This is a genomic window from Streptomyces sp. NPDC001852 (assembly GCF_042891825.1).
Classification (GTDB): Bacteria; Actinomycetota; Actinomycetes; order Streptomycetales; family Streptomycetaceae; genus Streptomyces.
In genome coordinates, this window is record NZ_JBIATN010000044.1 from 17578 (window position 1) to 37695 (window position 20118).

The 20118-nt window shown below is 70.8% G+C and carries 17 protein-coding genes and 2 pseudogenes; 8 read left to right on the top strand and 11 right to left on the bottom strand.

Annotated elements, in window-relative coordinates; genetic code table 11:
- Positions 1–344: 344 nt before the first annotated feature.
- The 3 genes from ACFYZB_RS42370 to ACFYZB_RS42380 form a co-directional block, all read right to left on the bottom strand.
- Positions 345–497 (bottom strand): hypothetical protein, encoded by a 153-nt coding sequence (locus ACFYZB_RS42370; RefSeq protein ID WP_388767226.1) that lies wholly within the window; start codon positions 495–497, stop codon positions 345–347.
- A gap of 95 nt (positions 498–592) precedes the next feature.
- The gene (locus ACFYZB_RS42375) at positions 593–895 is read right to left on the bottom strand and encodes a hypothetical protein (RefSeq protein WP_388767227.1); all 303 of its coding nucleotides are present in this window, start codon (positions 893–895) and stop codon (positions 593–595) included.
- Positions 892–1113 carry a nitrile hydratase subunit alpha gene (locus ACFYZB_RS42380; protein WP_388767228.1) on the bottom strand — a complete coding sequence of 74 codons (222 nt, stop codon included), beginning with the start codon at positions 1111–1113 and terminating at the stop codon, positions 892–894. The genes ACFYZB_RS42375 and ACFYZB_RS42380 overlap by 4 nt, the downstream gene beginning before the upstream one ends.
- Before the next feature lie 25 nt (positions 1114–1138).
- Here ACFYZB_RS42380 and ACFYZB_RS42385 point away from each other — a divergent pair, with 25 nt between their 5' ends.
- Positions 1139–2686, top strand: a complete 1548-nt coding sequence (locus ACFYZB_RS42385; RefSeq protein ID WP_388767229.1) for an MFS transporter — start codon at positions 1139–1141, stop codon at positions 2684–2686.
- Positions 2683–3258 carry a TetR family transcriptional regulator gene (locus ACFYZB_RS42390; RefSeq protein ID WP_388767230.1) on the top strand — a complete coding sequence of 192 codons (576 nt, stop codon included), beginning with the start codon at positions 2683–2685 and terminating at the stop codon, positions 3256–3258. Before ACFYZB_RS42385 ends, ACFYZB_RS42390 begins: the two co-directional genes overlap by 4 nt.
- 345 nt (positions 3259–3603) lie before the next feature.
- Here the strand turns inward: ACFYZB_RS42390 and ACFYZB_RS42395 are convergent.
- Positions 3604–3765: pseudogene (locus ACFYZB_RS42395) on the bottom strand (alkene reductase); the annotation flags it as partial.
- Positions 3766–3831: 66 nt separating this feature from the next.
- On the opposite strand from ACFYZB_RS42395, the pseudogene ACFYZB_RS42400 reads away from it, so the two are divergent.
- The 4 genes and pseudogenes from ACFYZB_RS42400 to ACFYZB_RS42415 form a co-directional block, all read left to right on the top strand.
- Positions 3832–4297, top strand: a pseudogene (locus tag ACFYZB_RS42400) (integrase core domain-containing protein); the annotation flags it as partial.
- A 220-nt stretch (positions 4298–4517) separates the two neighbouring features.
- Positions 4518–6059 (top strand): circularly permuted type 2 ATP-grasp protein, encoded by a 1542-nt coding sequence (locus tag ACFYZB_RS42405; protein ID WP_388767231.1) that lies wholly within the window; start codon positions 4518–4520, stop codon positions 6057–6059.
- Entirely contained in the window at positions 6056–6988 is a 933-nt protein-coding gene (locus tag ACFYZB_RS42410; protein WP_388767232.1) for an alpha-E domain-containing protein, read from the top strand. Before ACFYZB_RS42405 ends, ACFYZB_RS42410 begins: the two co-directional genes overlap by 4 nt.
- A complete protein-coding gene (locus ACFYZB_RS42415; protein ID WP_388767233.1) occupies positions 6988–7845 on the top strand; it encodes a transglutaminase domain-containing protein in 858 nt (285 codons plus the stop codon). Before ACFYZB_RS42410 ends, ACFYZB_RS42415 begins: the two co-directional genes overlap by 1 nt.
- A gap of 143 nt (positions 7846–7988) precedes the next feature.
- Here the strand turns inward: ACFYZB_RS42415 and eutC are convergent, their stop codons facing one another.
- The 3 genes from eutC to ACFYZB_RS42430 are packed head-to-tail and all read right to left on the bottom strand — an operon-like array spanning position 7989 to position 11807.
- Positions 7989–8771, bottom strand: coding sequence for an ethanolamine ammonia-lyase subunit EutC (eutC, locus tag ACFYZB_RS42420; RefSeq protein ID WP_388767234.1), 783 nt, complete (start codon positions 8769–8771; stop codon positions 7989–7991).
- A complete protein-coding gene (eutB, locus tag ACFYZB_RS42425) occupies positions 8768–10201 on the bottom strand; it encodes an ethanolamine ammonia-lyase subunit EutB (protein WP_388767235.1) in 1434 nt (477 codons plus the stop codon). The genes eutC and eutB overlap by 4 nt, the downstream gene beginning before the upstream one ends.
- 46 nt (positions 10202–10247) lie before the next feature.
- Positions 10248–11807, bottom strand: coding sequence for an APC family permease (locus ACFYZB_RS42430; protein WP_388767236.1), 1560 nt, complete (start codon positions 11805–11807; stop codon positions 10248–10250).
- Positions 11808–12284: 477 nt separating this feature from the next.
- Between ACFYZB_RS42430 and ACFYZB_RS42435 the strand changes: the two genes are divergently transcribed.
- Positions 12285–12515 carry a hypothetical protein gene (locus ACFYZB_RS42435; protein WP_388767237.1) on the top strand — a complete coding sequence of 77 codons (231 nt, stop codon included), beginning with the start codon at positions 12285–12287 and terminating at the stop codon, positions 12513–12515.
- 192 nt (positions 12516–12707) lie between these two features.
- On the opposite strand, the gene ACFYZB_RS42440 is transcribed toward ACFYZB_RS42435, so the two are convergent.
- The 4 genes from ACFYZB_RS42440 to ACFYZB_RS42455 all read right to left on the bottom strand — a co-directional run bounded on the left by ACFYZB_RS42440 (position 12708) and on the right by ACFYZB_RS42455 (position 16578).
- A complete protein-coding gene (locus ACFYZB_RS42440) occupies positions 12708–13841 on the bottom strand; it encodes a nitric oxide synthase oxygenase (protein ID WP_388767239.1) in 1134 nt (377 codons plus the stop codon).
- A gap of 159 nt (positions 13842–14000) precedes the next feature.
- Positions 14001–15143 carry a globin domain-containing protein gene (locus ACFYZB_RS42445; protein ID WP_388767240.1) on the bottom strand — a complete coding sequence of 381 codons (1143 nt, stop codon included), beginning with the start codon at positions 15141–15143 and terminating at the stop codon, positions 14001–14003.
- A 902-nt stretch (positions 15144–16045) separates the two neighbouring features.
- Positions 16046–16246 (bottom strand): hypothetical protein, encoded by a 201-nt coding sequence (locus ACFYZB_RS42450; protein WP_388767241.1) that lies wholly within the window; start codon positions 16244–16246, stop codon positions 16046–16048.
- A gap of 74 nt (positions 16247–16320) precedes the next feature.
- Positions 16321–16578 (bottom strand): integrase core domain-containing protein, encoded by a 258-nt coding sequence (locus tag ACFYZB_RS42455; RefSeq protein ID WP_388767242.1) that lies wholly within the window; start codon positions 16576–16578, stop codon positions 16321–16323.
- 566 nt (positions 16579–17144) lie between these two features.
- Between ACFYZB_RS42455 and ACFYZB_RS42460 the strand changes: the two genes are divergently transcribed.
- Positions 17145–20078: a helix-turn-helix transcriptional regulator gene (locus ACFYZB_RS42460; RefSeq protein ID WP_388767243.1), complete on the top strand. Its 2934-nt coding sequence runs from the start codon at positions 17145–17147 to the stop codon at positions 20076–20078.
- Positions 20079–20118 lie beyond the last annotated feature (40 nt).

The following is a 20118-nucleotide window of genomic DNA, read 5'->3' on the forward strand; positions in this document are numbered from 1 at the left end:
CCAGCGCCAGAAGCGCGGTGCGGGGCCTCACGCGTAACCGCGGGGGCGGCACGCTCTTGGGGCACGGGTCCTACCCTCTGGCCATGCCTTGGACAACACCGGCCAGTGCCGTAGTCGGCGCCTTAATCACCACCGCTTCCGGCCGCGTTACTCGACCGCAATCGGTGGCGACGGGAGCAGGATGACCGCCTCATAAGCGCACGCCGTGTCCTCTACAGCGAGTACCTCGCGTGCCTCTCTCAGGCCCGCAACGACTTCCGTAGCCTGGCGCGCAACCAGACCGCGGACTTGGTCGAACGAGAGCGCTCCGCCCGCGACAGCTTCGCTCCCTGCTACGGCGTGCGCTACCAGATGTCGATCACGGCCGCGTCGAACGTATTCATCGCTTCCGAGAACGCTTTCCGCCGAGCGACCATGACGGCCGGCCGCCCTACGCGGAGCGTCTGGGCAGCAACCTGGAGAACCAGCGTCGGCGGCAGCACGCCGGTGTCGGCCATCGTGTTATCTACGACCGGGCGGCGGTGGCGTGGCCGGGGCGCCTGCGGGACGACATCCTGCCGAGCATGCCGGCGTCTGCGAGGCTTTCCGGATCTCACCTGACCGGGCGCTGTTTTGCATCAGGACCACGATGTTCGCCGCCTGCTGCCCACGTCGGCCGAGCGGGCTGATGCAGGCCGCGCCGGGCGGCCGGGACCGGGGCGCACATGCGGGCCTTGATGGTTCCGAGGGTGTCACCGGCCTTGTTCACCTGCGCCTGGGCGATCTGAACCGCTGTGGTGAGCCCGGCGTCCTCGGCCATGCCGCAGGCACGGCTTTCCCATGGCTCGGCGAACAGCAACTCGCCGTTGGAGCGGGGAGGCGCTGCCGGGCCCTCGGTGTCCAGTGGCGCGTTCACGGTGTCGCGACCTTGGCTACGCCGACCATCGCGTCCCTGGTGATCAGTGGCACGAGTTCTTCTGCCGTAAGGCCCCCGGTGCCGGGTGGACGCCCGGGCAGTACGAGCCAGCGCACCTCGCTGGTGGAGTCCCGAACGCTGATCTGCGCATCGGGGTCGAGTGTGAGTCCCATCTCGGCCAGACCGTGCGTGGTTTCCTCGACTGCATGCCATGTCATCATCTGAAGACATCAACTGATGACTATGGTGGAGGGAGAGTGGCGGACCATGTACGCGGGAGGTCTGCGGCAACGGGCCCTGGTGCCCGTCCTGCTTTTCCTCGGCACGGTCGTAGCGGTCATCAGCAGCCTCGGCGCGCCGCTGGTGCCGACCATCGCCGCCGTCGACCACGTCTCGCTCTCCGACGCCCAGTGGTCCCTGACCGTCACCATGCTGGTCGGCGCGGTGGCTACCCCCGTGATGGGCCGCCTCGGCGACGGTCCCCGGCGGCGGACGGCGATGCTCGCTGCCGTCGCCACCGTCCTGGTGGGCTGTGTGCTCGGCGCGCTCCCGCTGGGCTTCCCCGTCCTGGTGGTGGGCCGCGCCCTGCAGGGCGTCGGCCTCGGACTCACCCCGCTCGCCATCGCCACCGCCCGCGACCGCCTGACCGGCGAACGCGCCCGGTCCGCCGTCGCGATGCTCTCCATCACCACGGTGGCCGGCGTGGGCCTCGGCTATCCGCTCACCGGGCTGATCTCCGAGTCCTTCGGCGTGCACGCCGGCTTCTGGTTCGGTGCGATCGTCAGCGCCGCCGCCCTGGCCGCCGGGGCGCTGGTGCTGCCGGCGGCTGCGCCCCGTCAGCCCGCGCCGCTCGATGCGCTCGGCTCCGTCCTGCTCGGCCTGGGCTTGGGCGGTGTGCTGCTCGTGCTCAGCGAGGCGGAGAGCTGGGGCGGGAGCGCACCGGGCCTGCTCGCCCTCGCCACCGGCGCCGTGCTGCTGCTGGCCTGGTGGGTGTGGCACGAGCTGCGCACCCCGCAGCCGCTGGTCGACCTGCGCTCGCTGCGCAACCGCGTGGTGCTGACCGCCGACGTGACCGGGCTGGTCGCCGGGGTCGGGATGTACCTGCTGATGTCGCTGATGACGCGTTTTGTGCAGACCCCGAGCTCCGCCGGCTACGGTTTCGGTGCCTCGATCACCGTGGTGGGCCTGGTGCTGCTGCCGTTCTCGGTGGCCAGCGTGCTGTCCAGCAAGGTCGTACCGGTGTTGGCCCGGCGCACCGCCCCGGTTCTGGTGCTGCCGATCGGCTGCGGGCTGTCGCTGCTGTCGATCCTGGTGTTCCTGTTCGCCCGGAACCGGCTGTGGGAGTCGTTCGTGGTGATGGCGATCGCCGGGCTGGGCGTCGGCTGCACGTTCGCGGTCCTGCCCGGACTCATCGTCGGCGCGGTGCCGGCGCAGGAGACCGGCAGCGCCGTCAGCTTCAACCAGGTGCTGCGGTACGTCGGTTACTCCACCGGCAGCGCGCTGAGCGCAGCCGTGCTGCAGGCCCACACCGCGCCTGGGCATGCGCTGCCCGCCGGCGACGGCTACGGCACCGCCGCGCTGATCGGCTGCGCGGTGTGGGTGCTGGTCGGAGTGGTTACCATCGTGCTGCCCCGGCACGGTGTCGCGGCGGCTCCCGGCGTGACGATCCGGGCGGGCGGGAAGCCGTCGGTGGGGTCGGTGGACGAGGAACTGCTGGTGGAGGAGAGCATGGCCGACGAGGCGGCGGCCGAGGGCGGAGCGCCGGAGTACGAGGGCGGAGCGCCCAGGTGAGCGAGACACCGCGCCGACGGGACGCGGCCCGCAGCCGTCAGGAACTGCTGAAGGCGGCCGGCGAACTCTTCGCCGAGCGCGGCTTCGAGCGCACCACCATCCGGGAGATCGGCGAACGCGCCGGGGTCGACCCGGCACTGATCGCCCGCTACTTCGGCGGCAAGACCCAGCTCTACCTGGCCCTGGTCCAGTCCGAGCACGGTGACGAGCCCCCCACCGACCTGCTGGACCAAGAGCGGCTCGGTGACCTGTTCGAGCGCCTGCAGCGCCGTCCCAGCCCGTTTCTGCAGAGCGTCATGCTGCCCTCCGACGATCCGTACGTCCACGAGACCGGCCAGGCGCACCTGTACCGGCGGCTGGTCGATCCGCTGCGCGAGCGCTTCGAGCGCGAGGGCCTGGACCGCCCCAGGCTGCGCGCGGAGATCGCGGTCGCGGCGTTCGGCGGGGTGCTCCTCGCCCGCTCCGCCGGGGCCCTCGAGCGGCTCGCCGAGGCGGATGCGGCCGAGGTGCTGGAGCTGCTGCACCGGCTGCTGGGCGGCGTCAGGGGACAACTGCCCCCGGACGCCGCGTAGTCCACCGGATCGTTAGGAGGGCTATCGGACCCACTGCTCGGACGGCTTGACGACCGGCCAGGGCGTCGGCGACGTCGCCCGTACACGTCAGGTCTCCGACGACGACCTCGCAACCCGTCGTGCGCAGCGCCCCCGCTCGCTCGTCCTCGCGACGCACTCGGACGGGCGCCCCGTTGCCGACTACGCCTGTGTGTGGCCGTCACACTCGCCGAGAAGGGGCTGATTCTGATGGCGGTGCATGTCGGCCCACTGCTGCATGCGGCGGTGTTCGGGCTGACTCGTTCCGCCGTCCGCAGGGGGCGCACGGCTGGCCGGGCCGTCTCTGTCGGCCCACCCGCGTGGGCGTCAGGCCATGTGCTGATAGGCGGGATAGGTGAGGTAGCCGGTGTCGGCACCCTGGTAGTACGGGGCCGTCGTCGACGGGGGCGATCGGCAGGCCGTGCGGAGGCGTTCGACGAGGTCGGGGTTGGCCAGGAAGCTGCGGGCGAAGCTGATCAGGTCGGCGCCCGTCTTGCTTGGTGATCCGCTTCCTAGCCGGCGCGATCAGCGCTTTTACCTGCGCATTCTCGGTTCCTCGCCTGCGATTTCCTGGACATCGACCTGGTGGATCTGAGCCGGGTCTACGCGCTGGTCTTCCTCGAGCACGGCGCACGCCGAAAACACTGCGCTTCTTGGTCTGCGACCGGGACGGCAAGTACACCGACCCCTTTGATGCGGTCTTCGAGTCCGAAAACGTCGAGGTCGTGAGGACGGCTCCGCGCGCTCCACGGATGAACGCGCACTGTGAACGGGTCATCGGGACCCTTCGACGCGAGGCCCTCGACCATGTGCTGATATGGAACGGAACGAGACCCATGCCCGGCGAGTACTCGACGAGTACGCCCGGCATCACAACGGGCATCGCCCACATCAGGCCCGAGGACAATTGCCACCGCTCGCTGAACGGCAGCCCGTACCGGTCCCCGCCCTGAACACCACGCGAATCCTACGCAGCCGGGTTCTCGGCGGCCTGATCAGCGAGTACAGATATGTGGCTTGACCAGCAGCGACGGACATCCGAACGGCACACGGTGATGCGACGGGAGGCGCAAGGGGGACCGGGTGTGACCAGATGCGAGGGGAGTCAGGCCGAACATCCGACAATCCGCACTCGGGGTGCCCCCGAGACTGTTGGCACCCCACAGGCTGCGCAGCCGCGAGTGCGCTGCCGGAAATCACGTAGAGATCGTCGCGTTACGAGCCGCACTTAACGTCCCCTCATGGCGGATATATTCGACGCATACGCGTTGGCCGACGCGTGGGACGAGATGTTTGTGCGGCCGGGTGAGGTCAGGACCGCCTATGAGCCGGTACTGGCGGCGCTGCAGCCGATCGCACCGAGTGAACTGCGTTTCAGAGCCGACCAGATGGCCCGGTCGTTCACCGACCGTGGTGTGACCTACGCCTTCGCGGGCGAGGAGCGGCCGTGGCCGCTGGACCTCGTGCCGCGCATCCTCGACGCCCTCGAATGGGATCTCATACAACGCGGCGTCGGCCAGAGAGTCAGGGCCCTGGAGGCCTATCTCGCCGATGCCTACGGTCCCTGCCGTGCCTTCGAGGACGGCGTCGTGCCCTGGCGGCTGCTCCTCAACTCCCCCCATTTCCACCGGGTCACGCACGGGATCGAGCCTCCCGGTGGTGTGCGCATCCACGTCGCCGGCATCGACCTCGTGCGTGACGAGGCCGGGGACTTCCGGGTGCTGGAGGACAACGTGCGGGTGCCCAGCGGGGTCTCGTACGTGATCGAGAACCGGCGCGCGATGACCCGCATCTTCCCCTCCCTCTTCGCCGAGCAGCACGTGCTGCCCGTCGACGGTTACGGACACCGTCTGCTGGCCGCCCTGCGCGCCGCCGCGCCCGCCGGGACCGACGACCCCCGGGTCGTCGTACTGACCCCCGGGCCCAACAACGCGGCCTACTTCGAACACGCCCTGCTCGCCCGGCTGATGGGTGTGCAGCTGGTGGAGGGGCACGACCTGCTGTGCCGGAACAACCGCGTGTGGATGCGGACCACGCGCGGCGAGGTGCCCGTCCACGTCGTGTACCGGCGTCTGGACGACGACTTCCTCGATCCGCTGCACTTCAGGCCCGACTCGGTGATCGGCTGCCCGGGGATCATGAGCGCGGCGATGGCGGGCAATGTCACGCTCGCGAACGCCGTCGGAAACGGGATCGCGGACGACAAGCTGCTCTACACCTACGTCCCGGATCTGATTCGGTACTACCTGTCCGAGGAACCGGTCCTGCCCAATGTGGAGTCCTACCGGCCCGACGAACCAGAGCAGTTGGAGGTAGTCCTCGACCTGATCGAGCAGCTCGTCGTCAAGCCGGTGGACGGAGCGGGCGGTCAGGGCATCGTCATCGGACCGAAGGCCGACCCCGACACCCTCGAACGCACCCGCAAAGCCGTCATCGCCAACCCGCGCGGCTTCATCGCGCAGCGGCCCGTGGCCCTCTCCACCTCCCCCACCCTCGCGGGCGAGCGCATGGCCCCGCGCCACATCGACCTGCGCCCGTTCGCCGTGCACGACGGCAACGATGTCTGGGTGCTGCCCGGAGGCCTCACCCGCGTCGCCCTCCAGGAGGGCAACCTGATCGTCAACTCCAGCCAGGGCGGCGGCTCCAAGGACACCTGGGTACTCGCCGAGGGCCCCGCCGAGCGGCCGGCCCCTGCCGGCTCCGGCGATCTGCCCGACGTCGCTCCCCGCCAGCTGGGTCCCGACGGCACCACCACGGTCGTACAGGAAGGGGCGCAGCAGTGAACGACGTGATCCTCTCCCGGATAGCGGAGGCGCTGACCTGGACCGGGCGGTACGTCGAGCGGGCGGACGCCACCGGCCGGATCCTCGACGCCTATCTGCACCGCATGCTGGAGGACCCCTGGCGCGACGAGGACGCGGCCTGCCGGTCGCTGTACGCGATCCTCGGCGTGGACGCGGGGGCGGAACCGGTGGACATGCAGCAGGTGCTGGACCAGCTCGCGTTCGACGCCCGCTCGACCGGTTCCATCGAGGGTGCGCTGGGCGCCGCCCGGCTCAATGCCCGCAGCGCCCGTGAGGCCGTCTCCTCGGAGATGTGGGAGTGCCTCAACTCCACCTGGCACGCCCTTGCCGACCAGCGGCTCGCGGCCCGCCGTACGGGCCCGTACGCCTACCTGGAACTTGTCCGGCGCCGCGCGGCCCTCTTCTTCGGGCTCGCCGACTCCACGATGAGCCGGGACGACAGCTGGCGCTTCGTCATCCTGGGCCGGAGTCTGGAGCGGGTCGACATGACGGTGCGGCTGCTGAGCGTGCGCGTGCTGGACGCGGCGCACGCGCCGGACTGGCCGACGCTGCTGAGCGCGAGCGGCGCGGACGAGGCTTACGCGCGCGTGTACGGCGGTTTCGGCGACACCCCGCGCGTGGCCGAATTCCTGCTTCTGGACCGGGACTTCCCGCGCTCGGCGCTGCATGCGCTGACGACGGCCGAGGAGTGCCTGACCGCGCTGGGCCGCCCCCGCCAGGACCCGGCACGCCGCCCGATAGGCCGCCTGCGTACCCGCCTGGAGTACCTGGACTCGCACGCTCTTGAGGAGCAACTACCGGTACTGCTGGGTGACTTGCAGCAGGCCTGCATGACGTGCGCCGACGCGGTGGCGGAGCAGTTCTTCCCGTACCAGGGGGCCGTCGAGTGGGCCCAGGAAGGAGCGTGATGGTGACCAGCAAGGGAATCCGCCGCCTCCGCATCCGGCACGAGACCCGCGTCTCCTACGCGCAGGCCGCCGTCTCCTCGCACAACGAGGTCCGTATGACCCCGCTGACGCTGCCCGGCCAGACCACCCTGGACGGCCGGGTGACCGTCGGCCCGGCGGCCGCGACCTGGTCGTACTGGGACTACTGGGGCACTCAGGTGACCGGCTTCGACCTGATGGACCCGCACTCCGACCTCACCATCACCGCCTCCAGCCTGGTGGAGACGGCCCCGCCCGGTTCGCTTCCCGGGCCGCCCGGCTGGGCGGAGGTGGCCGAACGCACCGCGCGCTCCCGCCTGCTGGAGTTCGCGATTCCGACGGTGCGTACGACGGTCCCGGCGGAGTTGATCGCCCACGCGCGGGAGGTCACGGCGGGCCTCGACCCGCACGAGACGGCCGTCGCCGTCTCCTCGCTGGTCGCCGACCGGGTGTCGTACCTGCCCGGCACCACCGGCGTGAACACCTCCGCCGCCGAGGCCTGGGAGCAGGGCACGGGCGTCTGCCAGGACATCGCCCACGTCACCATCGCCCTGCTGCGGGGCCTGGGGCTGCCGTCCCGCTACGTGTCCGGCTACCTGCACCCGGAGAAGGAGGCCGAGCTGCACCGCCCGGTCGCCGGGCAGAGCCACGCCTGGATCGAGTACTGGGCGGGCGACTGGTGCGGCTACGACCCGACCAACCGCACCCGCGCCGACGAGTCCCACGTGGTGGTCGGCCGCGGCCGCGACTACGACGACGTGCCCCCGCACAAGGGCGTGTACCGGGGGGTGGCGGGCGGGCCACCGGAGGTGACCGTGGAGTTCACGCGGGTCGCCTGAACGCGGCGGGGGGGCCGGGAGCCGCTCCCGCCCCCCCCCCGGACGACCGGTCAGTGGTTGGGGCGAGGTCGCTTGGTGCATGGCGCGTGACGGCGCCGCAGACGATCGACGGCGCATCGCGGCACGGCCGACGGGGTGCTGGATCAGCTCTCCAGTGCGGCAGGCTCCTTGACGGCCACCCCGCTCCGCCCGTCGGTCATCAGCGCCTCCACCAGCCCGATGATCCGGCTCGCGGCTTCCCGCACCGGAATCCCCGCGCGGTGGATGTTGGAGAGGAGGTTGCGGTCCGCGTCCGTGTGTCCGGGACGCGGCCGGTACGCCAGGTACGCGGAAAGGCTTTCCGCCGTCGCGAGGCCCGGACGTTCACCGATCAGCAGCACGACCACCGCCGGGTCCAGCAGCTCGCCGATCTCGTTGAGCACTCCGACCCGGCACTGCCGCACCACGATCGGACGGCCCACGGACCAGCCGCGCACCGCGCAGCCCTCGTGCACCAGTGGCAGCAGAGCCGGCACCTGGGCGTGTACGGCGGTGGAGGACAGCCCGTCGCCGATCACGAGCTGCACGTCCGGGCCGGGTCCGTGCTCGGCGCGGATCGTCTGCCGCGCTTGCGGGGTGAGGCGCCGGCCCAGGTCGGGGCGGCGCAGGTAACGGTGCCGGGAGTCGGCCATGGTGGCAACCACCGTCCAGGGGAAGCGGTCGGCCAGCGCGGTCATCCCGGGGGCGTCGAGGTTCAGCGGCGTGGAGACCGCGTCCCGCGCGGCCGCATGGTGGCCGCGCAGGGCCAGCAGGGTGGCGGTGCGGTAGGAACTGCCCGCCCGGCCGGTGAAGATACGAGCGGGGGTCGCCGCGCGCAGCCAGGCAGCGGTTCGCTCCGCGGGCGTCGGGCCGGCAAAAGGGGCGGAGAGCTCCATGTGCTCCGTCACGCCACACCTCCAGGGAGGAGTTCGCGCAGGGCTCCACTGCTCTCCAGCGCGGAGGCGAGCTCGGCCGGGCTGGTCGGCAGGGCGTGCGCTCCGCCGCCCGGGCGGCCGTCGGAGCGGATGCCCATCTCGGCCAGCCAGAACTCGAACTCCGGAGCGGTGCGCAGCCCCAGCGTCCGGCGGACACTCACCACGTCGTGGTAGCTGGTGGTCTGGTAGTTGAGCATCACGTCGTCCCCGGCCGGGATGGCCATCACGAAGGCGCACCCGGCGGAGGCGAGCAGCACCAGCAGGTTGTCGTTGGAGTTCTGGTCGGCGTCCGCGTGGTTGGTGTAGCAGACGTCCACGCCGGTCGGTACGCCCATCAGCTTGCCGACGAAATGGTCCTCCAGGCCCGCGCGGGTGATCTGCACCGAGTCGGCCAGGTACTCCGGCCCGATGAAGCCGACCACCGAGTTGACCAGGAACGGGTCGTAGAGCCGGGCCACTGCCTGCGCCCGCGCCTCCAGGGTGAGCTGGTCGACGCCGTGGTGGGCCTCGGCGGAGAGCGCACTGCCCTGGCCGGTCTCGAAGTACATCACCTGATCGCCGGCGAACTCGCCCGCCCGTTCGGCGTGGTGGGCGAGCACAGCCTCCCGGCCGCGGGCGAGCAGGCCGAGGTCGATGCCGAAACTCGCGTTGGCCGCCTCCGTCCCGGCGACCGACTGGAAGAGCAGGTCCACGGGTGCGCCCGCCTCCAGCGCGGCCAGCTGGGTGGTGACGTGCGCCAGCACGCAGGACTGGGTGGGTATGCCCAGCCGGGCGATCAGCTCGTGCACGCCACGCAGCACCTCGCCGATCACCGGCACGGACTCGGTAGCTGGGTTGACGCCGATCATCGCGTCGCCACAGCCGAACGCCAGGCCGTCCAGCGCGGACAGCATGATGCCGCGCACGCTGTCGGTGGGATGGTTGGGTTGGATGCGAGAACCGAAGACGCCCGCACCGCCCATGGTGTTACGGCAGCGGGTGGTACGGCGCAGCGGGGCAGCCGCCACCACCAGGTCCAGATTGCTCATCAGCTTGGCGCAGGCGGCGGCGATCTCCGGGGTGATCGCCGCGTGCAGCCCACCCGACCAGTGCTGCCGGAAGTCGGGCTCCAGGACCCACTCGCGCAGTTCACCCACGGTGAGCGAGGCGATCTCCGCGAAGCGCGCCGGGTCGGCGGGCACGGAGACCGCCTCCGTCACCGCGTCCTCCACGACGGCGGTCGCGGCGATCTCGGCCAGCCGCACGTCGGCCAGGGCGAGCTTGGCCGCTACTCGCTCCCGTTCGCTGCGTGCGGCGAGTCCGGCGAGCTGGTCACCCGACTTCACCTCGTTCGCCTTGGCCAGCAGCTCGGGCAGCGTGGCGAACGTGAACCGCTCGCCACGCAGAGTGCTGCGGTAGACCATACTGTCAACCTCTCCGAACTCTCTCTGCGGTACGCATGAGGGGCTTTCAGCGCTCGTGGGACTCGGCCAGAACCGTGCTGCCGATCTGCTCGTAGCGCGCCCGGTCGGTGGACCGGAGCACGAGCGCAATCACCGCGCCCAGCACGCCCACACCGATCACCAGGTACGGGGTGAGGGTGTAGACGGGGCTGTTGGAGGCGGCGCCCGCCGCGAAGGAGAGGTTGCTGAACAGCAGGTAGACGACGTAGCCCATGCCCGCTGCGCCCACCGCCGGACAGAGCAGAGTCCGCCACCAGCTACGGGTCTCCGGGTGGCGCTTGCCGCCGTGGAAGTACCAGATCACCGAGACGGAGCAGATCGCCTGGACGATGAGGATCCCCATCGTGCCCATGATCGCCAGCAGGCCGAACTCGTAGTAGTACGCCACGTCCGGCGCGGCCTTGCTGGGGGCCTGGAACAGGAAGAAGTACAAGGTGATGACCAGGGTGATCACGGACTGCACGATCGAGGCGACCCACGGGGACTTGTGCTTGTCGTGGGTGGCGCCGAGCGGGGTGACGGCCTTGTGCAGGCCCTCGCGGCCGATCGCGTAGAGGTAGCGGGAGGCCGAGTTGTGGAAGGCCAGCGCGCAGGCGAAGGAGCCGGTGACGGTCAGGACCTGGTAGAGGTCCTTGGCCCACACACCCACGAACTTCTGGGTGATGCCGAAGAAGAGGTCAAAGGGGTTGCCGGTACCGCCCTGGGCGATGGTGACGGCGTTGTGCGCGCCGTTGCCCGCGATGGTCATCCAGGAGACGAAGGTGTAGAGCGCGCCGAGCGCGATGACCACGAGCAGGGTGGCGCGCGGGATGATCCGGGTCGGGTTGCGGGACTCCTCGCCGTAGACCGCGGTGGTCTCGAAACCCACCCACGACCAGAAACCGAAGAACAGACCGATCGCCACGCTGCCGCCGGCCACCGCGGTGAAACCGCCTGCCGGGTCGAGGGAGCCGGTCATCAGCCCGTCGGGGCCGCCGCCGTGGAAGAGCACCGAGCCGCCCATCAGCAGCAGGATCAGCACCTCGGCGACCAGGAAGACTCCCAGCACCTTCCCGGAGAGCTCGATGTCGAAGTAGCCGAGTACCGCGATGGCGAGGATGCCGAAGAGCGCGTAGACGATCCAGCTCAGTTTCGGCCCGCCGAAGGTCTCCACGTCCGTCTTGAAGAAGGACGCGAAGATCCCGATCAGCGAACCCTCGAAGACCACGTAGGCAAGGGTCGCGATGAGGCCGCTGGCCAGCCCGGCGACCCGGCCCAGGCCACGGGTGATGAAACCGTAGAAGGCGCCGGTGGCGGTGATGTGCCGGGCCATCGCGGAGTAGCCGATGGTGAAGATCACCAGAACGGCGGTGCAGAAGATGAAGGTGGCCGGGGTCCCCGTGCCGGCTCCGGAGCCTATCGCGATGGGCACGTTGCCTGTCATGGCGGTGATGGGAGCGGCCGTGGCCAGCACGGTGAAGACGACGCCCCACATGCCCAGTGCCCCGGTGCGCAGGCGCTTGGGCTCGGGGGTGGCGCCCGTGCCGGGACCGTCGAGGGGCGTGTGGGCGGATTCTGTAGCAGTCACGCGATCTGGCTCCGGATGTTGCGCTGGGCGGTGTAGGTGCCCGATCGTCGCGAACCCTCTTTACGGAATGCTGCGGCCGCCGTTTCACCTTCGTTACGCAGGGCGAAAAGTCATATCTCACGCATTCGTGGCCGCCGTAGGCCGTAGTGAGGAAGTCCTGCGACACCTCCGCGAGCTGCAATCGCGTCGGGGGGTGGTTCACGTTGAGGGTCCGCGATCACGCCGGTGGCAGAGCCGCTGCGCACCATGGCCGCCGCTGTGGCTCTTCCCGCCCGTCCCCGGCGCCCTGCAGCGCACGCAGGACGACGGGCAGCTTGCGTCCAGGGCCAAGCCGCTCGACCCAACACCGCGCGTGACGTCGCATCCCCTGCCTGGGTTGCTGGGCTGCGTCCATCTGGCTGAACAAGCGCCCCTCAAGCGCGATGGGCGGCGCATTCCTGGTCGCTCCGCCCGACCCGCACGGGCCGGCCGGCCCTGATGGTGGGCAGCGCCAATGACCCGTACTGCACCCCCGAGGCAGCCGCCGGCTTCGCGGCGCGGTGGGATGCGCGATGGCACCTTGCGGGCTCGTGCGCAACAGCAGCATGCTCTTCGGCGACGCCAAGCAGAGCGTCGAGGAGATCCTGCACGAGCTCAGCACGAACGGCCGCCGTGCGCGGCCCAACCCGCACGCCGGACGACAGCGGTCGGCCGGTGATCCGGTTCTGAGTTCGCCTCGTCTGTGGTTCGGCGGCGGAGATTCGACCGGTTGCGTGTCCTGTATCGATCGGGTCGCGCCCGAGCCGTGCCTCCCGCATCAAACACCGCTCGGATCTGAAGCACCGTTGTCCGAGCGAAACAGCCCGGTCGCGTCACACCCCACCTCAGCCAGAAACGGACATCGCCTTACGAACCGCCCACTCAGGCAGCGCCGTAGGGGCACCCCCGCGGCACCTCTGCGGTCCGGTGCACGAAGGCCGGCCGTAGCTCGGGGTCCTCGGGGTCGTAGTAGCGGTGGAACACCGCGGTCGCCCCTCCGGACAGCGGCGGGACGATCCAGCTCCAGTCGGTCGGCACCGGGCGCCCGTGCCGCCTTTCGCGGTCCACGTGCGCGAGGAACCGCCGCGACTCCGTGTGGTGGTCGGCCATGCTCACCCCCGCATGCTCGTAAGAATGCAGGACCGCCAGGTTGAGCTCGACCAGGGCGCGGTCGCGCCACAGAGTGCGCTCGTTGCGGGTGTCGAGGCCGAACAGCTCGGCGACGGCGGGCAGCAGGTTGTAGCGGTCGGTGTCGGCGAGGTTGCGCGAGCCGATCTCGGTGCCCATGTACCAGCCGTTGAAGGGCGCAGCCGGGTACGTGACCCCGCCGATCTCCAGCGACATGTCGCTGACGGCCGGCACCGCGTACCAGCGCAGACCGAGGGCGGCGAACCCGGGATGGCGCGGATGCGTCAACGGCACCTCCAGCACGGCGTCCTCGGGCACCTCGTAAAACTCCGGAGCGAGGCCGGAGCCGGGCTGTACCAGCAACGGCAGTACCTCGAAGGGTGTTTCACCGCCCTTCCAGCCCAAGTCCCGGGCCAGCGCCACCCGGTGGGCGCTGCGCGGGTCGTCCGCGTAGCGCACCAACTGCTCGCCCAGCAGCCTGGCAGCGGGACGGCCGGGGCGATCGGGGGCGAACACGCTGATGACCGGCCGGATACGGCCTCCGTTGGTCGCGATCCGCAGATGCTCGAAGCACTCACTGGCGATGTCGTCGGGATGCCTGACGTGCCGCAGGTCCCGCACGATCAGATTGTTCCAGTAGAGCCGGCCTATGCAGCGCGCCGCGTTGCGCCAGGCCACCCGCGCGCCGTACGCCACCTCCGCCGCAGTGTGTTCGTACGTGCCGAAGCGCTCCACCTCCGCGGTGACCTCCGCGAGCCGCCGACGCGGGTCGCCGTCGCCCGGGTTCTCGGCGGCGTACTGCCGGATGAACACCTCGGCGGCCGCCAGGACGGCCTCGTGCGCCGATGGGCGGCGCGGAGCCGGGCCGGACGAAGGGGGGAGTTGCATCGGATTCTCTCCTGCTCGGGGTCTGGTGCTCACGCGAGCCCGGCGCACCGGCGGTGGTACGGCGGCCGCACGGCCGGGAGCGGACGGGGCGATGCCGAGTCCGGCAGGCGGGCGCGGCAAGCGAGTGGCCGCACGGCCGGGGCCGGGTCGGCCGGACGCTCAGTCCTCGGGCGGTTCCCGCAATTTCCGAGGCAGTAACGCGGCCTCGAGTGCGGGCACGTCGAAGGGGTCGAAATGGATCCGCTCCTGCGGGATGCCCTGCCGGGCCAGGGTGGCGCTGGCCTGCGTGACCATGTCCACCGGGCCGGAGAGGAACGCCTCGTGCCGGTACCACGGCCCGAACTCGTTCAGCACCCGCGGCAGGCTACCCTCCAGCCCCGCAATACGCTCGTGCGACACCGCGGCCCGCACAGAGAGCCAGTGGTGCCGCTGGGACATCCTGAGCATGTCGTCCAGGCCGTAGAGCTCCTCGGCGGTCCGAGCGCCGACGAAGACGTCGACGTAGCGCTCTGTCCCGGTGCGGGCCGCGTCCTCGACCAGGGCCTTGATGGGGGCCATGCCGGTCCCGCCTGCCACGCACACCAGATCCCGGTCGCTGCGCGGGTCGAGCGTCATGTCGCCCTGAGTTGGTCCGAGCCGCACCATGTCCCCGGGCTTGGCGCTGTAGACCAGGCCTTGGCTGACCTGGCCCTGGGCGACCGCACGCACGTGGAAGGTCACGGTGTTGTCCGGTCGCGGCGCGTGCGCGGGGGAGTAGTAGCGCCACGTCTTGGGGTGCCAGGGCGTCTCCACGCTCGCGTACTGACCTGCCGTGTATGGGTAGGGCGCGTCGGGCCGCACGGTGATTTCCGCGATGCCATGGCCGCGGTGCAGGTGGTGGATGATCTCCGCCTCCCACACCGCGGGCGCCGTGCGAGCGTCCTCCTCAGCGGCGTGCATCATCACCTGCGCGACGACGCCGTATCCGTGCGTCCATGCGGCGGCCAGCTCCGGGCTCCACGCCGGGCTGGCGTAGCGGGCCAGGGATGCGAGCAGGCACTCGCCCACGGCGGGGTAGTGGCCGTTCAGCGCCCCGAACTTGCGGTGGTCGCGACCGAGCCGGCCGCAGAACCGGATCAGGTTCTCCGGGTCGTCGACGAGGTCGACGATCTGCAGCAGCCCGCGCAGCAATCGGTCGCGCTGGACGTCCAGGTTGTCCGGGAAGAGCCCGCGCACCTCGGGGTAGCGTGCGAACAGAATGGCGTAGAAATACACCGTCATGTCCGCTGCGTACGCGCCGACCACGGCCACACTCGCGCGCATCAGGGCGATTTCCTCCGCAGTCAGCGGCACGAGGTCCGGCAGCGGACTCGGCGCCTGGGGCGAGGGAGTGGAAGGAGACGCTGCTGATTCCGGTGACTGTGCCGTGGCATCCGTTGCGTCACGGCGTCCTCGCGACGCACGGGAGAATATCACCGGGCGCCTCCCGCTTGAGATTGAATCGTCATCACCATGAGGGAAATTCAGTGTCAGAGCAGTGGGGAGCGGGGACCGCTGCGCATCCGGTTGCGGTTGCCGGGGGCAGGCCGATGACCGGCACCGGGTTCCGCTGTGCCGGATGCCCATCCAGCACCCAGAAAGGGTCCGCTATTCGGCTGTGGCGCCGTCTCGATACGGCACCAGGGATCAACTTGGCTGGCACACGGGCTACTTGGGAACGGGTGGGGCGGGACTTCCTGGGATGTCCTGCCGTTCGGTGGCGATCGACAGGACCGCATTCACCCTAATGCACAATCTTCACCCGTCAACCAAAGGATAGGCGCGACCTCGCCGCATTCGCCCCACAGGCCGGCCTGCCACGCGTGTGTTCGGCGCCGAGGAGGGGGAGTGGACGCAGAACTGACCGGAGGAAGTGTGTGGATCCGGCCGGAATCAGACTGCGGCGCGGCAGCCCGGCAACTCCGCGAAATCCGCGTCCGCTTCTGCCGGTGAGATGCCGAAGCCCGCTCGAATTGCCACCCGAAACCAGTAGGTGTCGGGAGCTGCTGTGGATTCAGAAGTCATGGCTGACGACAGCGTAATACCGAGTGAATTCACCGAGATGAACGTGATCTCTGTCGGTAAATCCGGATAACCGCGGCACTCGGGTTCCCGGGCAGCGGTATGGGTGACCCGCGTGAAAACCCTGGTTCGGGCTGATGATCAGGCCGTTTGTGTTCCTGCCGTCAGGCTGCTTGCTGGTGCTCGTAGATGGGGCCGCCGAGTAGTTGAGTGCGGCGGACGCGGCCACCGAAGGGGAGGACAGGTGCCGTCTGGCTGGTCTCCGAGGCTTGGGGAGATCGTTGGTGTGGGGATCGGTGGGGGCGGTGCCGGTTGTGGTGGTCGGTGTAGGTGTTCGGGTCGGTGCGCAGGTGCCGTTCGTTCATGATGAGTAGGCGGTCGGTGCACTCGCGGCGGACGGTGCCGACCCTGCGGCTGCCGAATATTTCGTCCGACCAGGTCAGGCGGCGTGTCGGTAGTCGTGGATCACTCCGGCGAGCCGGTCTCGGTGGCGTATGTCCAGACAGGAGATGTGCCCCGGATCGGTGATCGGTTCAGGGACCGCGCGCAGTGGTGCTGCCTGGTTCATCGCTTGATGGGGCCGGTGGGTGTTGTGGTGCTGCTCGAACTGGCGGAGGGCGTGGCGCAGATGGCGCTCGCTCCAGATGAGGGTGCGGTCCAGGAGTTCGTGGCGGCAGGTCTGGACCCAGTGCTCCATGATTGAGTCCTCGACCAGATCGACGACATCGTTCCGCCCGGCGTCGACGTGAACCCGGACGACTTCTACATCGACCCCACCGCGCCCATCACCGACAAGCGGCTGCGCCGCCGCTGACGCAGGGCACGCGCGACTGCTGACGACGTGCACCTCGTTACATCACGGGACCTGACCAGCAAAACGCCCTTCCGAAGGAGGGCGGAGACTGGGCGTCCCCGGCGGGACGCTCGGAGCATGGGGGCGGGCGGAACCGGGCGCGCGGCTCGCGAGGCTCACAGTGCGGCGGCGCTGCGCACCGGTAGTCCTCATCTCCCGCCCCCGCCCGACCAGACCCTGACCGTCCTGCGCACGACGGGCTGCCGGCGGCGCTGCCTCTGGTAGGGGCAGGTTCCTGCCGGACGGGAGGCGCGCTACTGTACGGCGGCGCTTCGCCGGCCCACCGGAATCTCCGCTACCGAATCGCTTCGAGCAGAGGACTCCACCAGACATACGCGTGCAGAACGCCAGAGTGGGGGCTGAAGGGGTGTCCGGAAGAGTGAGTCCACGGGGCTGGATCGGAGGCGGGGATGACCGTAGCGGAGAGCGCCGGCGTGTCGGCGCGCCGACCTGGCCTCGGCGTACCCCGTCTGGTCGGCCGCGGCCACGACCTTTCGTTGCTCGACCACGCCCTCGACGAGTGGCCGGGTCTCGTCGTGGTCGCGGGTGAGGCGGGGATCGGGAAGACCCGGTTGCTCCACGAACTCCTCCGGCGGCGTCCGGAGACGGCGCTGGTCGCGGTGTGCCCGCCATTCCGGGAGCCATACACGCTCGGCCCGGTCGTCGACGCCGTACGTCGGCTGGCCGACCGTGTCGCCGGCCTGCAGCTCACCGGGCTGGCGGGAGCGCTGCGGCCGGTCTTCCCGGAGTGGGCCGAACAACTGCCGCCTGCGCCCGAGCCGCTGCCCGACGCCGCAGCCGCCCGGCACCGTCTGCTCCGCGCACTCGTCGAACTCATCGACGCCCTCGGCATCGGGCTGTTCGTGGTGGAGGACGCCCACTGGGCCGACGAGACCACGCTCGAACTCCTGCTGTTCCTGCGGTCCCGGCGGGAGCGGAGCCCGCGCCTCGTCCTCACCTACCGGCCCGAGGACGTCCGCCCGGAGTCGCTGCTGCGCCGACTGGTCGCCCAGACCGGCGTCACCCGCCTGGAACCCGGGCCACTGGACACCGCTGGGACGGCGGACCTGGTGTCCTCGATGCTCGGTGGGGAGCCGGTCTCGGCGGAGTTCGCCGAGTTCCTCCGCGGCCATACCGACGGGCTGCCGCTCGCGATCGAGGAGTCCGTCCGTCTGCTCCACGACCGTGCAGACCTGGTCTGTGAGGACGGCGCCTGGCTGCGGCGCGACGTCGCGGAGCTCGACGTCCCGCCCAGCATCCGCGACGCCGTGCTCGAGCGGACCTCCCATCTGGGGCCCGCGGCCCGCGCGGCGCTGGCCGCGCTCGCCGTACTTGAGGGGGAGCGGGCACCGGTGCTGGTCGCCGAGGTCGCCGGTATGCCCCTGTCCGAGGCGGAGAACGGTCTGGTCGAGGCGCTTGCCGGCGGTCTGCTGCACGAGGACCGCGACGCCCGGGTGGGGTTCCGTCATGTGCTGGCCGCGCGCAGCATCTACCACGCCCTCGGCGCCATGGAGCGCGGTCGCCTCCACCGCCGCGCCGGGGAGGCCCTTGAGCGGGAGCCGATACGCAGCGTCGCCGAGTTGGCCCGGCACTTCCGGGAGGCGGGCGACCCGGGCCGCTGGGCTGCGTACGCCGAGCAGGCGGCCGATCACGCGATCTCGTCGGGCGACCCACGTACGGCGTTCGGACTGCTTCTCGACCTCCTCACCGGCGGTGCCGTCCGCGGCGCGGCGGTGTCTCGTCTGGTTCGGCGCATGCCGCTGTACGCCGCACCCGGTAACGGGCCACTGCGCGAACTCGTGACAGTGCTACGTGAGACCGCCGCCGGCGAACTCACGCCGGAGGAGCGGACCGAGGCGACCTGGCAGCTGGCCCGGCTGATGTTCCACGTCGGTGACGTGGTGGGTGCCTCGGCCGAGATGGAGCAGGCCGTGCCGGGGCTGGTCCAGGACCGGCCGGTCGCTGCGGTCCACGCGATGATGATGCTCGCCCGCCCGCTCGGTACCGCGCACCCGGCGGCGCATCACCGTGCCTGGCTGGAGCGCGCCGGGCGTCTCATCGAGGCCGGGCCGGGCCCGTCGTCCGAGGAGTGGCTCGCCTTTCTCATGGACCGTGCCGCCACGCTCCTGGTACTCGGCGACCCTGCCGGTTGGGCGGCGGCGCGCGATCTCCCGGCCGGCGGGGAGACCCCCGGCGAGGTGCTGCAGCGCGCCCGTGGGTACGCCAACCTCGGTGAGGCGGCGATGCTGTGGGGCTGCTACGACGACGCCCGGCGTCGGCTCGATGCGGCCGCTGCTCTGGCCGAGCAGCACCGATATCTGCGCCTGCGTGACCTCGTCGGGGCCACCCTCGTTCATCTCGACTGGCTCACCGGCGGTTGGAAGGGCCCCATGAAGTGGCAGGCCTCGGCCCTTGACGCGGACGAACCCGTGCTGCGCGCCGACGCATTGCTGCTGGCCGGTCTGCTCGACGCGGCCCGCGGCGACCACCGTCGGGCCAAGGAGCAGGTCCGCGCCGCGATCGCGGTCGGGCGTCCGCGCGGCCCCGCCGATGGGTCCCGAGACCCGTCCGCCGCGCTCGCACGACTGGCGATCGCCGCCGGCCGCCCCGAGGAGGCCCTGGCCGCCACCGATGCCGCCTGGCGGCTCGTCGAGGCCAAGGGACTCTGGCTCTGGGCCGCCGAGATCGCCCCGCTCCGGATCCGCGCCCTGCTCGAAGACGGGCGCGTCGGGGAGGCCGTCCGCGCGGCCGAGGCCTTCGCGGCGGGTACCCGCGACCTGGATGCGCCGGTGGCTACGGCAGCCCGCCGGCTGACCGAGGCCCTGCTCGCCCGCGCCGGCGGTGACCTCACCGGAGCCGCCGGGCTCTTCGAGGAGGCGGGCGCCGCCTGGACCGCCCTTCCGAGGCCGTACGAAGCCCTGCTGGCCCGCGAGGCGGCGGCCGGCTGTCACCTCGCCGTCGGCGAGCGGGACCGGGCCGTCGGCCTGCTCCGCGCGGTCTTCGGCGACCTCACCGCCCTCGGCGCGACCGAGGACGCGGACCGGGTGCGGCGTACCCTCGCGGACGCGGGGGTCCGGACCGGAGCGCGGGCGGGCCGACCCGGCTACGGGGACCAGCTCTCGCCGCGCGAACTCGACGTGGTGCGCCTGCTCGTCGAGGGTCGGACCAGCGCACAGATCGCCCGGGTTCTCGGGCTCTCGCCCCGCACCGTCGAGAAGCACGTCCACTCCGCGATGCGCAAACGGCAAGCGCCCTCGCGGACCGCGCTCGCCGTCACCGCGGTGGAGTCCGGTGACGTACCGCTGCCGGGGAGCATGCCGCAGCCGCCGACATCGACGGAGTAGCCGCCGGTGACCGTACGGGGGTTTCCCGGGTAGTTCTGCG